This is a genomic window from Hydromonas duriensis (genome assembly GCF_004363775.1).
Classification (GTDB): domain Bacteria; phylum Pseudomonadota; class Gammaproteobacteria; order Burkholderiales; family Burkholderiaceae; genus Hydromonas; species Hydromonas duriensis.
Genome location: NZ_SNZE01000009.1, coordinates 17,087 through 32,518, shown reverse-complemented (window position 1 = coordinate 32,518; position 15,432 = coordinate 17,087). Strand labels below are relative to the sequence as shown.

11 protein-coding genes and 1 pseudogene are annotated in these 15,432 nt (G+C 47.4%); 2 read left to right on the top strand and 10 right to left on the bottom strand.

The features are described 5' to 3' along the window. The first annotated feature begins 72 nt into the window (after positions 1–72). Complete coding sequence (gene pepN, locus DFR44_RS05580) at positions 73–2,778, top strand: aminopeptidase N (RefSeq protein ID WP_133619912.1); 2,706 nt, start codon at positions 73–75, stop codon at positions 2,776–2,778. Between the two features lie 70 nt (positions 2,779–2,848). Here the strand turns inward: pepN and DFR44_RS05575 are convergent, their stop codons facing one another. Both DFR44_RS05575 and DFR44_RS05570 read right to left on the bottom strand, forming a co-directional pair. Then, positions 2,849–3,886, bottom strand: a complete 1,038-nt coding sequence (locus tag DFR44_RS05575) for a M29 family metallopeptidase (protein WP_133619911.1) — start codon at positions 3,884–3,886, stop codon at positions 2,849–2,851. 155 nt (positions 3,887–4,041) lie between these two features. Further along, complete coding sequence (locus DFR44_RS05570) at positions 4,042–4,998, bottom strand: NAD(P)H-dependent flavin oxidoreductase (RefSeq protein ID WP_133619909.1); 957 nt, start codon at positions 4,996–4,998, stop codon at positions 4,042–4,044. 212 nt (positions 4,999–5,210) lie between these two features. Here DFR44_RS05570 and DFR44_RS05565 point away from each other — a divergent pair, with 212 nt between their 5' ends. Continuing rightward, positions 5,211–5,747, top strand: a complete 537-nt coding sequence (locus tag DFR44_RS05565; RefSeq protein WP_133619907.1) for a lipocalin family protein — start codon at positions 5,211–5,213, stop codon at positions 5,745–5,747. Positions 5,748–6,063: 316 nt separating this feature from the next. On the opposite strand, the gene DFR44_RS05560 is transcribed toward DFR44_RS05565, so the two are convergent. From DFR44_RS05560 to ispG, 8 genes and pseudogenes are all read right to left on the bottom strand, one after another. Beyond that, complete coding sequence (locus DFR44_RS05560; protein WP_133619905.1) at positions 6,064–6,735, bottom strand: YiaD family glycine zipper/OmpA-like lipoprotein; 672 nt, start codon at positions 6,733–6,735, stop codon at positions 6,064–6,066. Positions 6,736–6,857: 122 nt separating this feature from the next. Beyond that, positions 6,858–8,475, bottom strand: a pseudogene (locus DFR44_RS05555) (GMC family oxidoreductase). Between the two features lie 181 nt (positions 8,476–8,656). Beyond that, positions 8,657–9,796: a GTPase HflX gene (gene hflX / locus DFR44_RS05550; RefSeq protein ID WP_133619903.1), complete on the bottom strand. Its 1,140-nt coding sequence runs from the start codon at positions 9,794–9,796 to the stop codon at positions 8,657–8,659. Positions 9,797–9,996: 200 nt separating this feature from the next. Further along, positions 9,997–10,230 (bottom strand): RNA chaperone Hfq, encoded by a 234-nt coding sequence (gene hfq, locus DFR44_RS05545; protein WP_114562594.1) that lies wholly within the window; start codon positions 10,228–10,230, stop codon positions 9,997–9,999. 254 nt (positions 10,231–10,484) lie between these two features. Next, complete coding sequence (gene der, locus DFR44_RS05540; protein WP_133619900.1) at positions 10,485–11,942, bottom strand: ribosome biogenesis GTPase Der; 1,458 nt, start codon at positions 11,940–11,942, stop codon at positions 10,485–10,487. A 142-nt stretch (positions 11,943–12,084) separates the two neighbouring features. Continuing rightward, a complete protein-coding gene (locus DFR44_RS05535; protein WP_133619897.1) occupies positions 12,085–12,723 on the bottom strand; it encodes a YfgM family protein in 639 nt (212 codons plus the stop codon). A gap of 32 nt (positions 12,724–12,755) precedes the next feature. After that, positions 12,756–14,045 (bottom strand): histidine--tRNA ligase, encoded by a 1,290-nt coding sequence (gene hisS / locus DFR44_RS05530; protein WP_133619894.1) that lies wholly within the window; start codon positions 14,043–14,045, stop codon positions 12,756–12,758. Positions 14,046–14,171: 126 nt separating this feature from the next. Then, the gene (gene ispG / locus DFR44_RS05525) at positions 14,172–15,410 is read right to left on the bottom strand and encodes a flavodoxin-dependent (E)-4-hydroxy-3-methylbut-2-enyl-diphosphate synthase (protein ID WP_133619891.1); all 1,239 of its coding nucleotides are present in this window, start codon (positions 15,408–15,410) and stop codon (positions 14,172–14,174) included. Positions 15,411–15,432 lie beyond the last annotated feature (22 nt).

Here is a 15,432-nt window from a genome sequence, read left to right as displayed (position 1 = left end):
TTGTTTTTCAGCCCGTTGAGCTTGCTTTACAATACACGTAATCGCTTTTATTTCTTTTTTCAGAACACCTTGATGATGACCCAACCCATGACAAAAACACACTTGCTCAGTGAATATGCGCCCTATCCTTTTGAAATAACAAGTACGGAATTATTGTTTGACCTTGCCGCCGAACTCACCACCGTCACCTCATGGCTGACGTTTGAGCGAACATCTGCTGAACCATGCCCGATGGTTTTGGACGGCGAGCACATGACACTGCTCAGTGTGAGTTTAGATGATGTGGTTTTGCGCCAAGATGTGGATTATCAAGTGGATGATTCAAAACTGATGCTCCTCCATCCGCCCACTACAGGGGTTTTGTCGATTGTGACCACATGCTCACCTGCAAGCAACACCAGCTTGTCTGGACTGTTTGCAACGGGTGTTCACTTAATGACGCAATGCGAAGCCGAAGGCTTTCGTCGCATGACTTATTTCCCTGACCGCCCCGATGTGTTGTCGGTTTACAGCGTGACGTTAATGGCGAACAAGACGCAGTTCCCCGTTTTGCTGGCGAATGGTAATTTGATTGAACAACGCGATTTGGAGCACGGCGGTCATTTGGCGACTTGGCACGACCCGTTCCCCAAACCCTCGTATTTGTTTGCGCTCGTGGCGGGGCTATTGGCTTGCCTTGAGGAAACCATTGAACAAGATGGCGCCCGTAAGTTGTTGCAGGTTTACGTTGAAACGCAGGACTTGCCAAAAGCACAGTTCGCGATGGACAGTTTAAAAGCCTCAATTGTTTGGGACAAAAAACGCTTCAATCTGCCGCTCGATTTAGAGCGTTTTATGATTGTCGCCACCGCTGATTTTAATATGGGCGCGATGGAGAATAAGGGCTTAAATATTTTTAACAGTAAATTCGTCCTCGCCCATCAAGACACCGCGACCGATTTTGATTTTGAAAACGTTGAAGCCGTGGTCGGTCATGAGTATTTCCATAATTGGACGGGCAACCGCGTGACCTGCCGTGACTGGTTTCAGTTGAGTTTAAAAGAAGGTTTGACGGTGTATCGTGACCAAGAGTTTTCCAGCGACCAACTCGCCGCAGGCTTAAATGACGTCGCTGCCGCCAGCGCACGCGCGGTTAAACGCATTGATGATGTGAGCAATTTGCGTACGGCTCAATTCGCTGAAGATGCGGGGCCGATGGCGCATCCTATTCGCCCCGTGGCTTATGAGGAAATCAATAACTTCTACACCATGACGGTATACGAAAAAGGCGCGGAAGTGGTGCGGATGTATGAGACCCTGCTTGGCCGTTATGGTTTCCGCAAAGGCATGGATTTATATGTCCAACGTCATGATGGACAAGCCGTGACCTGCGATGATTTTCGCGCAGCGATGGCGGATGCAAACCATGTGGATTTGAGCCAGTTTGCCCGCTGGTATGAACAGGCGGGTACGCCAACCGTGACAGCCAGCGGCTCGTATGATGCGGACGCAGCTCGTTATACCTTGACCCTCACACAACACAATCCAGCCGTTGGCATCGAATTACAACAAGAAGCCTTGCTCAAACAACCTTTGCATATTCCATTTAATATCGGTTTATTGGCATCAAGCAGCACCCACACCGTTAAGGCAGGCGAGGATTTGCCTTTAACATTGAATGACACAAGCGCACGCACACTAACTCTATCACTGACTGAAGCGAAGCAATCCTTTGTGTTTGAAAATATTCCGTGCGCACCGATTCCTTCTTTGAATCGACAATTCAGTGCGCCTGTGTTGGTTCAATTCGATTACAGCGACGATGATTTAAACTTTTTATTGCAGCATGACAGCGACGCTTTCAACCGCTGGGATGCCGCGCAACAACTGTTCACGCGCTGCATCTTGAACAACATCAACACACCAGCCGCACCGGTATTCAATGACACTCAACTGAGCACTCTCGAACACCTGTTGAACAATCACGACTTAAGCCCTGCCTACCGAGCACAATTATTCACCCTACCGAGTATCCCTTATTTGGCACAACTCATCGCTCGTACGGGGCGGATTGACCCGCAAACCCTGTTCGCCGCTCATCAACGTGCGGATGACGCGCTTGCATTAAGCTTCCAATCCACATGGCGCACACTTTATGCACAACTGAACAATGGCCAAAATTACGTATACAACGGCATCGCAGCTGGCGAGCGCGCCCTAAAGAACCTCGCGTTGCGCAAGCTGGCTCGTGTTGACAGTCAAGCCATATCACTTGTGCAAGCGCAATACGACCAATGCGACAACATGACCGACCGCATCGCCGCACTCAGCACCATGGTTCAATATCATTCTGCATCTGCGAGTGCCATGCTTGCTGATTTTTATCAACGCTACGCAGATGAAGCCCTCGTCATTGATAAATGGTTTGCTGTTCAGGCCGCCAATGGCCACGCTTCGCATGAACAACAGATGCAGACATTGAGCGAATTGTTGGCTCATCCTGCGTTTATGAAAGCCAACCCAAATCGCTTGCGCGCGCTCATTTTTACATTTTGTAATGCAAACCCTCACCATTTTCATCAGGTCGATGGCACGGGCTACAACTTCTGGGCCGAGCATGTTCTCGCCATTGATGCAAAAAATCCACAGGTGGCCTCTCGACTCGCACGCAGTTTAGAGCACTGGCGCGATTACGCTGGACCTTACTGTAGTCAGATGCAAGCCGCTTTGCAAAAAGTGGCGAATCACGCAGCGTTGTCGCAGGATGTGAAAGAAATTGTTGGTAAAGCCTTGGCATGATGGCTTCATAACAACTTTAAAAAACAAAAAAAGAGCGTGTCGGTTGAACACGCTCTTTTTTAGATGTTTGTCAAACCACCCATTCACCTTGTTTAAAGATATTGACGTCATCCATATAGACCGCCGTAGCGGCAATCATCACATCAACATGAAATCGAGTGTCCTTACGTTTAAACTGCGGCTTGGTGTAACTGCCATGTTTTGCGCCCAACGATAAATGAACACCACACATGCGTTCAAAAGTACCAATATCACTCACTTTTCGTGTTGGGCTAAAGGCGCGATTCATGCCCAAACCCAACTCACGCACCCACACTTCACCTTCAACCTCACGGATTTTTGCCAACACATCGTCAAAATGGGGCGTACTATTTTCCACAGACACCACCCGACCTGCTTCGATAATTAAAGTGATGGGGGTTTCGGTCCAATTGCAATGAAACGTGGTGTCGCCAAACACAAATACCTGCGCACGACCATGCACCGCCTCCAAGTCTCGTGCCTCAGTGAAGACCTCACCAATTGGAAACTGGCCACCCACATTATTCAATTGACGATAGTCACCGACATTCATTTTTGCCAACTCTAAAGCACTGTCAAAATACAGCACATCCTGCTCACCGCTACACAAACGCGCTGATGCAGCCGCATCAATTTTTGCTTTAATCGCCGCCCCCGTACCGCGATAATACTCGGGGTCATACGCCAAAGCGTCGATATACAATAACGCCTGCTCATCGACCATCCTCGCCAAATGCACATGCTCAATCACCTTTAAACCTTGATTAAACAATTGAACACGCAGGCGATAAGCATCTAAACGAAAATGAGTGGATTGAACCAACACCACCAACGCCCCAGCAGGCAAGGCAGCAAAAGCCGACATGACCTCATCATTGCTGAACTGCGCCACATTCATGACCTCAGCCATGGGCAAGGCTTGAGCGTACGCTTCCTTCAACACCTCCGCCAAAGGACATTCGGCATCGTGCACAATCAACGCAGGTTCATCATTTGTGTGTTCAATGGCGCGGTACACAATGTCATGAACATTGTGCTTGGCCAATACGCGTTGCGATTCGGGAATGGGGCAATAATAAGCAGTCATGGGGCAATTTAATATTTAAAACCGTATTTTAACCCCCGATAACGCTGGCAGGCATAAAAAAATCCGCTTCAAAGAAAGAGAAGAAGCGGATGGTTTTTAATAAGCTGATTCACTCAACACAAGCAATACGCATTCATGCTTTTTTCTGCTGATGATTAAAGTGTCAAACGCGCACGCGCGGCTTTATACTCCGCCTCCAAATGATTCACCAATTCTGCAGTGCTAGGCGCATCATCAATAACACCCACGCCCTGCCCCACGCCCCAAATATCTTTCCATGCCTTCGCCGCAGAGTTACCCCCCGAACCAAAATTCATCTTCGACTTATCAGCCGTTGGCAAATTGTCGGGATCAAGCCCCGCAGCCACAATACTTTGGCGCAAATAATTGCCATGCACACCTGTAAACAGATTGGTATAAATCACATCCGTGGACACCGCGTCAATAATACCCTGCTTATAAGCCGCATCCGCATTGGCCTCAGTCGTACAAATAAAACGCGTGCCCATATAGGCCAAATCCGCCCCCATCGCTTGCGCACCCAAAACCGCGTCACCCGTTGCAATCGCGCCCGCCAACACAACCAAACCATCATAAAATTGACGTATCTCACCCACCAGAGCAAACGGGTTAATCGTACCCGCATGCCCACCCGCACCTGTCGCCACCAAAATCAAACCATCCACACCTGCCGCCAACGCTTTTTTCGCATGATGCACATTGGTCACATCATGCAACACAATACCGCCGTAAGCATGCGCACCATCGACCAACTCCTTCGGAGGAACCTGCAAGCTGGTGATAAAAATGGGCACTTGATGCTCAAGACAAATTTTGATATCTTCAGCCAAACGATTATTTGAGCCATGCACAATTTGATTCACAGCAAACGGTGCAGGATGGCCGCCCGCGGCCTTATCAGCTGCCAGCTCCGCTTTCAAAGTTCTTAACCACGAGTCCAAAGCACCATCGCCACGTGCATTGAGCGCAGGAAAAGAACCCACCACACCCGCTTTGCATTGCTCAGCGACTAGACTGGGGTTGGATACAATAAACATGGGTGAACAAATAATCGGCAAACGTAAATGCTGCAATAAGGCGGGTAAACTCATAAAGGTCTCCATGATATTGGGTTTATAGGACGGTCAGCCCATCACATTCAATTTAAAATAGTTGCACCCACAACATAAAATGAACGAGCGTTCGAAAATTAAACCACAATTACAAGCAATGTGCAAGGCAGGAAAAAACAAGAGATTCAGCACACAGCCTGTCCAATTGCCGTAGAAGGGTATAATGAACAAAACCCTATAGGAAAATCATCATGAACCCATTCAAAAAGCTCACTATATTCATTGCCAGCGCACTAGCACTCGGCTGTAGCAGCAATAGCATTCCCAAAGGCGTCACGCCTGTAACCAACTTTGATGCCGCTCGCTACACAGGTACTTGGTATGAAATTGCTCGTTTAGACCACAGCTTTGAGCGTGGTGTATCAAGAGTCACAGCAGAATACACCCTCAACCCTGACAACACTCTCACCGTCACCAACAAAGGCTACTCTGATAGCAAACAAAAATGGCGGCAAGCGACAGGTAAAGCGCGCTTTGTCAGTGACACTTCAACGGGGCATCTTAAAGTGTCATTGTTCGGGCCATTTTATAGCGACTACATTGTCTTTGAGTTGGACGAAAAAAATTATCAATACGCCCTCGTCAGCGGTCAAGGGCCAGACCACACATACCTTTGGTTGCTGGCGCGAACCCCCACCATCAGCGAGCCACTCAAACAGCAGCTTATTGATAAAGCCAAAGCCGCTGGGTTTGACACTCAGAAGCTGATTATGCCTCAACAATTTTAGGTTTCTACAGAACACCGACCCTAGTCATTATGTTTAAGAGATGGCAAGGGTTGATACAAACGTATTTGAATAAAATTTAATGGGCGTATTGTCCAGATTGCGAATAAGTGCAATGTCAGCGCTGAGATTATCAACATCCTGATCATGCGCCTGCGACATTAAGCTAATCATGCTCAACAGGGCTAAAACAATTAAATGTCTTATTAACCTCACTTTATTCTCCAATACCATATAAATGCAGCTTGTAAGCTTCGTAACATCACAAAAAAAGGGCTTAAAGCCCTTTTTTATCAAGTCTAAATTCAACTAACTACAGTTATTTCGCTTCTTCGCCAATGTAAATCTCTACACGACGGTTTTGCGCAAGCCCGGCTTCTGTTGAATTGCTTGCAACAGGTTGGGTTGAGCCCATACCGCTGATGTTGAATCGACTGCTGGCAACTCCGCGACCAACCAAATAATCACGCGTGCTCGCTGCACGGTTGACTGAGAGCGGTTGATTGATGGCATCACTGCCTGAGCTGTCGGTATGGCCGACGATGTACACTGTGGTCACTGCATTGGTTTTCATCGTTTGAGCAAATTTATCAAGCACAGAACGGAAATTTGATTTAATCGTGTAACTATTAACGTCAAACGATACATCCGCTGGAATGTCTAATTTAATGCGGTTATCCGCTGTTTTGCTCACATCCACACCAGTGCCTGCCGTGGCTTTATCAAGAGCCGCTTTTTGCGCTTGCATGCGTTGCGACCACACGTAGCCACCTCCCGCACCAATCGCCGCACCAATCAATGCGCCCGTTATGGTACTGCGTGTTTCACTGCCGCCCGATGTTGCGTTACCTATAATGGCACCCGCAACGGCACCCAGTCCTGCGCCAATGGCAGTGCCCGAGCCTGTTGATTGCATGCCTTGGTTGATACTGGCACAGCCTGAAAAAGCCAAAGTGCTCATAAGTGCTAAAGCAGTGAGTTGACGTTGCATGATATTCCCTTTTTTAAAAATAAAACAAAACATAATAAATATTACAAGCAGGTGTTTTAAAAAGGCCTTGATGCTTGAACTGGTTGACAGGGTCTGTTGAATATTCTGTTTTTCAATGCACACTATATACGATGTGCACTCTTTTTTATCATGTCAGCCGCTTTTTCTGCAATCATGATTGTTGGTGCATTGGTGTTACCCGTGATAATAGTGGGCATGATAGAGGCATCGACCACACGCAGATGTTCAACACCTCTGACGCGCAATTGTGAATCAACGACGGCCATGGCATCGTGGTCAGCACCCATTTTACAAGTACCCACTGGATGATATTCTGTATCACCATGCGCGCGGATATAAGCTTCAATACACGCAACTTCTTCTTCTAGCATTGGATAGAGCATCTCATCTCGATAACTGTCCATTGCTTCATCATTCATGATGCGTAACGTTTTTTGAACGGCCTTAATCATGGTTGCCACATCCTCAGATGCTTCTAAAAATTGGGGATCAATCAACGGGGCACCATACAAATCCAGCGGATTTAATGCCACTTGACCACGACTTTTAGGGTGCATGAGTGTCACGTGCACGCTGAACCCCGTACCTAAATGCCACTTACGCAAATGGTCATCCAATATGCCAATGACAAATGCCAATTGAATATCGGGCGTTCGTACTGCTTTTGAGCTATAAATAAACGCGCCAGACTCTGCAAAGTTTGTCGTCAACAAGCCTCGGCGGTGATAAGACCAATCATATAAGCCGCGGACAATTTCAAACGTCGTGGCTGGATTAACACCAAAAAGACCGTGCGTCTGACGCGCGCGCCAAATCAGTCCAATCGAAAAATGATCTTGCAGGTTTTGTCCTACGCCAGGTAAATCCTGCTTAACCTCTATGCCTAAATTACGCAAAACTGTTGCATCACCAATCCCAGAATTCATGAGCACTTGTGGAGAGTTTATCGCGCCGCCAGATAAAACAACTTCAATGTTCGCATGGATAATCTTCTCAACCCCAGCTTGTTGATAGACCACACCAACCGCACGTTTGCCCTCAAACAACACACGCAGTACTTGAGCGTGTGTGATGACCGTCAGATTCGGGCGGGATAAATGTGGGATGAGGTAAGCTTGAGCGGCACTGCAGCGCATGCCATCTTTTTGGGTAACGGACGATGGGTACGCACCAAACTGTGATGCCCCGTTCGGATCCATATTGATGGGAATATTGTGAGCGACACAGGCATTCAAGAACAACTGGTTGACTGGACTGGGCGAATCCAGCCATTTGACATTCAACGGTCCATTTTGTCCATGGAACTCACTGTCGGGATGATTCTCGCTATGCTCTGCCTTTTTAAAATAAGGTAGAACCTCATCATACGACCAACCCTCATTCCCAGCCGCTGCCCACTGGTTGTAATCCTCTCGATTTCCACGGATATAAACCATCGCATTGATTGAGCTAGACCCTCCGAGCACTTTGCCTCGGGGAACCATACCACGGCGGTCATTGAGAGCTTTTTGTGCAACCGTTTCATAATGCCAACTGAAACCACGATGCAACACAATCGCGGCCACCCCTGCTGGGCACTTAATAAAAAATGAATCGTCAGCCCCCCCCCGCTTCTAATAAACACACCTTAATATTTGGGTTTTCTGACAAACGCCCAGCCAATACGCAACCTGAAGAACCTGCGCCGACGATGATGTAATCAAAAGCTAGAGTTAACATAACGCCTCCCTTTGAAGGAATGTTTCATAAAAAAACAAACGCATCTTTTTATAAAAACCCCAATCAAACAATATTAGGGTTTACATTTTGGGAGTATAAATTATGTAAAAAATTAAGTAAAGAAATAGTCAAAAGTAAATATTTACGCCAAAGAAATGCAATAAAAACAACAGGTTAAAAATCAATCTTTGCGAAACCTTGGGTCTTCAAGCCACTCGTCCTGCTGTTTTTTATTTTTTTGCCATTGTGGCGTATGTGTCTCAACTAACTCAACCAGTGCTGCACGCAAATCGCTCATGCCAGCCCCTGTTTTCGCACTGATAAATACTCTGGCTATACGGCCATGCTCATCACGCTCTATGCCTGCCTCGTGTGCGGTTAAATCAATTTTGTTCCAAATCAACACTTGGGGGATGTGGTCTGCTTCAATCTCCGTAAGCACTTTATTTACTTCATCAATTTGATCCATACGCACATCGCTGGCTGCATCAACCACATGCAAGAGCACATCCGCATGTACAGTTTCTTCAAGCGTTGCACGAAAGGCCGCAACAAGTTGATGCGGCAACTCACGGATAAAACCGACCGTATCGGAAATGACAATCTGCCCAGCACCTTCAACATACACTTTTCGGGTCGTGGTATCGAGCGTAGCAAACAACTGATCCGCCGCGTAACTGGTTGCACTGGTCAAATGGTTAAAAAGCGAAGATTTGCCCGCATTGGTATAACCAACTAAAGCAATGTTCAAACGCGAACCTTTACTACGTGCTCGACGTTGCGTTTCTGATTGACGCTGGAACTTCTCAAGTTGAGCTTGTAAACTGCGACGGCGGTCACCAATCAAGCGTTGGTCAATTTCAAGCTGACTTTCACCCATGCCACCTCGCACACCAATACCACCGCGCTGACGCTCTAAATGCGTCCACAAACCCGCCAGCCGTGATGAGAAATATTCCAGCTTGGCCATTTCAACCTGCAATTTACCTTCATGGCTTTTAGCACGTTGGGCAAAAATATCTAAAATCAGCCCTGTGCGGTCCATGACTGAAACACCGAGTAGCTCTTCGAGATTGCGTTGCTGGGCTGCGCTGAGACTGTGGTTGAACACAACCATGTCTGCATGGTGCATTTGAGCTTCGAGTTTGACTTCTTCGGCTTTACCTGAGCCAATAAAGTATTTTGCATCGGGTGCTTTACGGCTACCCGTAATCGCTGAACACACCTCGCCACCCGCACTGGATACGAGCAAATGAAGCTCTTCCATTGAGGCTTCGAAATCACCCTTACCAAAATATAATCCGACAATAATTGTTCGCACTTTAAAACCTTTATAGGATGTATTTTTATTATTATGGAAATACAGTAAAACCAAAAACAGCTCAAAAAATCAAGTACTTGACTCATCAGATAAGTCAAATACGGTTATTTTCTACTTCAAAAATTTTAAGTCATCTAGTAACACGCCCGCCCGCTATGAAAGCGGGCGGGCGTGTTACAAAATCCAAAGAAACTGAACGCTTACTCAGCCGCTTGAATTTCTTGAATATTCACTGGACGCGAAGGCACAATTGTCGAAATGGCATGTTTATAAACCATTTGCGTTACTGTATTGCGTAATAAAACCACATACTGATCAAACGACTCGATGTTGCCTTGCAATTTAATACCGTTTACCAAATAAATAGAGACAGGCACATGTTCTTTACGCAAAGCATTCAAAAAAGGATCTTGCAACAGTTGTCCTTTATTCATTTTTTTCTCCAATAAGGGTCAAATTTATAGTTCAAAGTGATACACCATGCACACGGTATTTTTATTGTTGCTAAGTGACGAGAAGTGATTTATCAACCCTTCCTATCACTGCCGTAAACACTAATTATCGCTAACGCAATGAAGCGCCATTATACAACATCCTGATTATATGGTTTCTTAACCGAGCATGAAAATCTTTTACTCATTTTTAAGTATTTATACTTAAACAACCAATATCTAGAATCATAACAGTTTTATCGACGCCTTGCATAAGGATTTTTGCTATTTTTAAATTCGATTCTCAACGGTGTGCCCTCCAGTTTGAAGGCATCTCGGAAACGCCCTTCCAAGTAGCGTTTGTATGAATCGGGTACGTCTTCAAGTGAGTTACCATGAATGACCACAACGGGTGGATTTTGCCCGCCTTGATGGGCATAGCGCAATTTAGGGCGTGCGCTTCCACTGCCTTTTCGCGGCGGGGCTTGATGCTCCAAAGCGGTATGCAAAGCCCGCGTCAAACGGGGGGTCGATAAGTTAGCAAAAGCGGCGGCATGCGCCACGTGAACCGATTGTAATAACGCGTCAATGCCGCGTCCATTCAAGGCGCTGGTGTAGTGAAATTTGGCAAAATCCAAAAATATCAATTTACGTAAAATGTCAACTTTAATGCGGTCTCGACTATAGTCATCAACGGCATCCCACTTATTGACGGCAACAACTAAAGCGCGACCAGACTCTAAAACAAAACCCGCAATATGGGCATCTTGTTCAGACACATCTTGGCTGGCATCAAGCATCAATACCACAACGTTTGCATCCGCAATCGCTTGCAGCGTTTTTACAACAGAAAATTTTTCAATCGCTTCAAAAACCTTACCGCGTTTACGCAAGCCCGCGGTATCAATCAAAACGTATTGTTTACCCGCACGTTCAAATTCAATTTCAATCGCATCTCGTGTGGTACCTGGCATGTCAAAAGCAATCACGCGCTCTTCGCCAATTAAGGTGTTGATTAAAGTTGATTTGCCGACATTTGGGCGGCCAACAATGGCGATTTTAATCGGCCGTGCGGCACGTTCAGCATCTTGAACTGGATTAAAAGGCTCATCTTTATTGTCGCGATTTTTCAGAATCGCCTCAATATCAGCGTCATTTAGAACAGGGGCATCATCTTTTACACCTGAAACATCAAGCCAGTCAGGCACATCAGACTCGGGCGGTAAAACCATGTCCAGCGCATAATCAAGCATCTCTCGCACGCCATCGCCATGGGCACTGGAAATCACCACAGGCTCGCCCAAACCGAGCATGTAAAACTCTGCAGTTACATTGGCATGACGCATGCCTTCAGCTTTATTCACCGCCAAAATGACACTGCGCCCCGTTTTACGCAAATCATCAGCAATGATTTGGTCATGCGCATTCAAGCCTGCTCGGCCATCCACGATGAAAATCACCACATCGGCCTCAATGACGGCTTGGCGGGTTTGTTTGGCCATTTCATGATAAATGCCATCTTTAGCCACAGGTTCAAAACCACCTGTATCAATCACTAAAAAAGGACGCTCGCCCATGCGACCGTTGCCGTAATGTCGGTCACGGGTCAAGCCTGGGAAATCCGCTACAATCGCATCTCGTGAGCGAGTGAGTCGGTTAAATAAAGTCGACTTGCCCACATTCGGGCGTCCGACCAGTGCAATCACTGGTTTCATAATACTTCTTTCAAAAACTACTTTTTGACATCAAACCATATTCTTTTGCCTTGACAATTGTGTCTGTCTTCATGCAAAGAATAGGTGCGACCGATGCGCTCTTATTTCAATTCGTCCAACGCTCGTTTTGCTTAGTCCACGCTCATGACTTTGGCAAAAGATCCAACTTGGCTTGCAACGCATCCACCAAATCTTTGCTGGTTGCCCCCTGCTGCTTAGCCAATTGCAACGCCGCTTCTAAAGCCTCGCGTGCCTTTGTCATATCTTTCATTTGCAAATACACATCGGCCTTTTTATTGGCAAATGCCAATGCAAACATCTCACTCGGTACGGTATCTAACACTTTCAACGCGTCTTCATTTTTACCTGTTTGAGCCAAAACATCCGCCAACAACAAGCGAGCCGCCCCTTGGTTTTCCAATGAACCGTTGGCAACTAACCATTGCAAAGGTGCTTGCGCCTTATCCCACTGTTCTGCTGCGATTGCCACTTGAGCCGCTTGCAAACTCGCCGCGGCCGCATATTGGGTTTTGCCATACGACTGCTGAATAGTGCTCAACGCCCCGTCTAGGCTGGCGTCTTTTTTCTGCACGGCTTGGTTAAATACCTCGTAGACTTCTGCGGCTTTTTCAGATTGCTTAATCTGATAATACTCGTAGCCTCTCCAACCAATAAACGTCAGGGCGGAAACGGTCACTACGGTGCTGACTAAAAAGCCCCAACGCTCCCAAAAAGCTTTTAATTTATCTATCTGCTCTTGCTCTTCTAAATCGAATGCCATAATTGTTCCAATTCAATATCAATTAATAAAGATTATGCACCTGCAATTTTTTGCATCAAATAACTTGCAGCCTCGTTTGTAGCGACCGTCACTTGCTCGCCATTATCACGCAGAGGCTTAATACTGAGCGTACCCGCCGCCAACTCGTCATCACCAATAATCACGGCGTACATCGCATTGGCCATATCCGCTTTTTTCATTTGAGACTTAAAGCTGCCCGAGCCTTCAACGCCGCCACAATGCAGCACCACCGACAACCCCATTTGGCGCAATTGGCTTGCGGTACTAAATGCAGCCCTCGCCGCGGCTTCGCCCTGATGCACAACATAAACATCACACGATGTATCGACGTTTAATTTTAAATCATCCTGCGTGAGCAAAAGCAAACGCTCTAAGCCCAAGCCAAAACCAACCGCAGGAGTTGGCTTGCCGCCAAACAATTCAATCATGCCGTCGTAGCGGCCACCGCCACAAATGGTTCCTTGAGAACCCAAGCCAGTTGAAATCCATTCAAATACGGTGTGATTGTAGTAATCCAACCCCCTCACCAAGCGCGGGTTGACTGTAAATGCAATACCCACATCACTCAATAAACGCTGTACTTTGTCAAAATGCGCACGCGAGGCCTCGCCCAAAAACGCATCCAAACGCGGAGCCGCATTGACCAAATCCTGCATGGCAGGGTTTTTCGTATCCAAAATGCGCAATGGATTGGTATGCAAGCGGCGCTTGCCATCGTCATCCAAAAGCGATTCATTTTGCTCAAAATACGCAATCAAAGCCAAACGATGCGCCGCGCGCTCCTCAGCCATACCCAGTGTATTGAGCTCCAAACGCACATCAGTCAAACCCAGCTCATCCCACAAATCGCGCAACATGACAATGAGCTCGGCATCCATATCTGCCCCCGCAAAACCCAAAGCCTCTACGCTTAACTGATGAAACTGGCGATAGCGCCCCTTTTGTGGTCGCTCATGGCGAAACACAGGACCCATGCTATACACGCGCTGCGGGCCATTGTACGTCAGACTGTGTTCAACCGTCGCACGCACCACACCCGCAGTGAACTCTGGACGCATGGTCAACTCATCGCCGTTTAAACGGTCTACAAAAGAAAACATCTCTTTTTCAACCACATCGGTGGCCTCACCGATGCCACGACGAAACAACGCGGTCTGCTCCAACACAGGCGCACGCATATTGCGATAACCATAACTGCGCAACCAACCACGCAACACATCTTCAAGGTATTCCCATAATGCAGCCTCTTCAGGCAGGATGTCATTCATGCCTTTGACTGCTTGGAATTTTTGTTTGCTCATCTTAAAAATCATTCAATTTTAATAAAAAACTACAAGATGACCGTTTCAGAGTAGAAGCGACTTAGGTGTATACCTGATACAAAAAATTGGCGCAACACTCTGCGCTCATGAATTGTATCAACACACTCAAGCACCATACGTCCGCTTTACGTAGTCATCCACAATCGCTTGAAACTCGACCGCGATATTGTCGCCTTTCAGCGTCACCGTGCGCACACCATCGACAAACACGGGTGCAGCGGGGGTCTCGCCTGTGCCAGGTAAGGAAATACCAATATTGGCATGTTTCGATTCGCCTGGGCCGTTGACCACACACCCCATGACCGCAACGGTCATGCTTTCAACACCAGTGTATTGCGTTTTCCAAACAGGCATTTGTTCACGCAGGTAGGCTTGAATATCCGACGCCAATTCTTGAAACACGGTGCTGGTGGTGCGGCCGCAACCAGGACAGGCCACCACCATTGGCGTGAATTGACGAAAACCCATGGTTTGTAAAATCTCTTGTGCCACCACGACTTCAGTGCTGCGGCTACCGTTCGGTTCAGGCGTGAGTGAAACGCGGATGGTGTCACCGATGCCTTGTTGGAGCAATACGCCAAGCGCGGCGGACGAGGCAACGATGCCCTTGCTGCCCATGCCTGCTTCAGTCAACCCGAGGTGAAGCGCATAATGGCAGCGTTGCGCCAGTTGTTGATAAACTGCAATCAAATCTTGTACGTTCGATACTTTGCAAGAAATCACAATTTGGTCTTCGCGCAAGCCGATGTCGCGTGCCGCTTGAGCGGATTCAAGCGCAGAGGTGATGAGCGCTTCGGTCATGACCTGTTGTGCCGTCCACGGCTTTGTGCGTTGGGCATTTTCATCCATAATCCGCGCCAATACCGATTGATCCAAACTGCCCCAATTCACGCCGATGCGCACGGGCTTGTCGTATTTCACCGCCACTTCAATCATTTGTGCGAACTGTGCATCTTTGCGCGAACCCGCGCCAACGTTGCCTGGATTGATGCGGTATTTCGATAAGGCTTGCGCGCAATCAGGATATTGCGTGAGTAACTTATGTCCATTGTAGTGAAAGTCGCCGACAAGCGGAACATGCACCCCCATGTCGTCCAGTTTTTGGCGAATATAAGGGACAGCGGCAGCGGCCTCGGGCGAGTTGACCGTGATGCGCACGAGTTCTGAGCCCGCCTGAGCCAGCTCTTTGATTTGAATGGCCGTGCCCAAGGCATCGACCGTATCCGTATTGGTCATTGACTGCACGACAATCGGGTGTCCACCACCGATGCGTACCGCTGTGTCGGCATGACGCACGACAACAGCATGGGTGTGGTGACGCAATGTTGGATGTTGGATGTTCATATCAAAACTTAATTGTTTGTTT

What these genes read in the sequence shown, in the direction of transcription:
- pepN (WP_133619912.1), top strand. Translation starts at nt 73, where the DNA reads ATGATGACCCAACCCATGACAAAAACACACTTGCTCAGTGAATATGCG.
- DFR44_RS05575 (WP_133619911.1), bottom strand. Translation starts at nt 3,886, where the DNA reads ATGACTGCTTATTATTGCCCCATTCCCGAATCGCAACGCGTATTGGCC.
- DFR44_RS05570 (WP_133619909.1), bottom strand. Translation starts at nt 4,998, where the DNA reads ATGAGTTTACCCGCCTTATTGCAGCATTTACGTTTGCCGATTATTTGT.
- DFR44_RS05565 (WP_133619907.1), top strand. Translation starts at nt 5,211, where the DNA reads ATGAACCCATTCAAAAAGCTCACTATATTCATTGCCAGCGCACTAGCA.
- DFR44_RS05560 (WP_133619905.1), bottom strand. Translation starts at nt 6,735, where the DNA reads ATGCAACGTCAACTCACTGCTTTAGCACTTATGAGCACTTTGGCTTTT.
- hfq (WP_114562594.1), bottom strand. Translation starts at nt 10,230, where the DNA reads ATGAATAAAGGACAACTGTTGCAAGATCCTTTTTTGAATGCTTTGCGT.
- der (WP_133619900.1), bottom strand. Translation starts at nt 11,942, where the DNA reads ATGAAACCAGTGATTGCACTGGTCGGACGCCCGAATGTGGGCAAGTCG.
- DFR44_RS05535 (WP_133619897.1), bottom strand. Translation starts at nt 12,723, where the DNA reads ATGGCATTCGATTTAGAAGAGCAAGAGCAGATAGATAAATTAAAAGCT.
- hisS (WP_133619894.1), bottom strand. Translation starts at nt 14,045, where the DNA reads ATGAGCAAACAAAAATTCCAAGCAGTCAAAGGCATGAATGACATCCTG.
- ispG (WP_133619891.1), bottom strand. Translation starts at nt 15,410, where the DNA reads ATGAACATCCAACATCCAACATTGCGTCACCACACCCATGCTGTTGTC.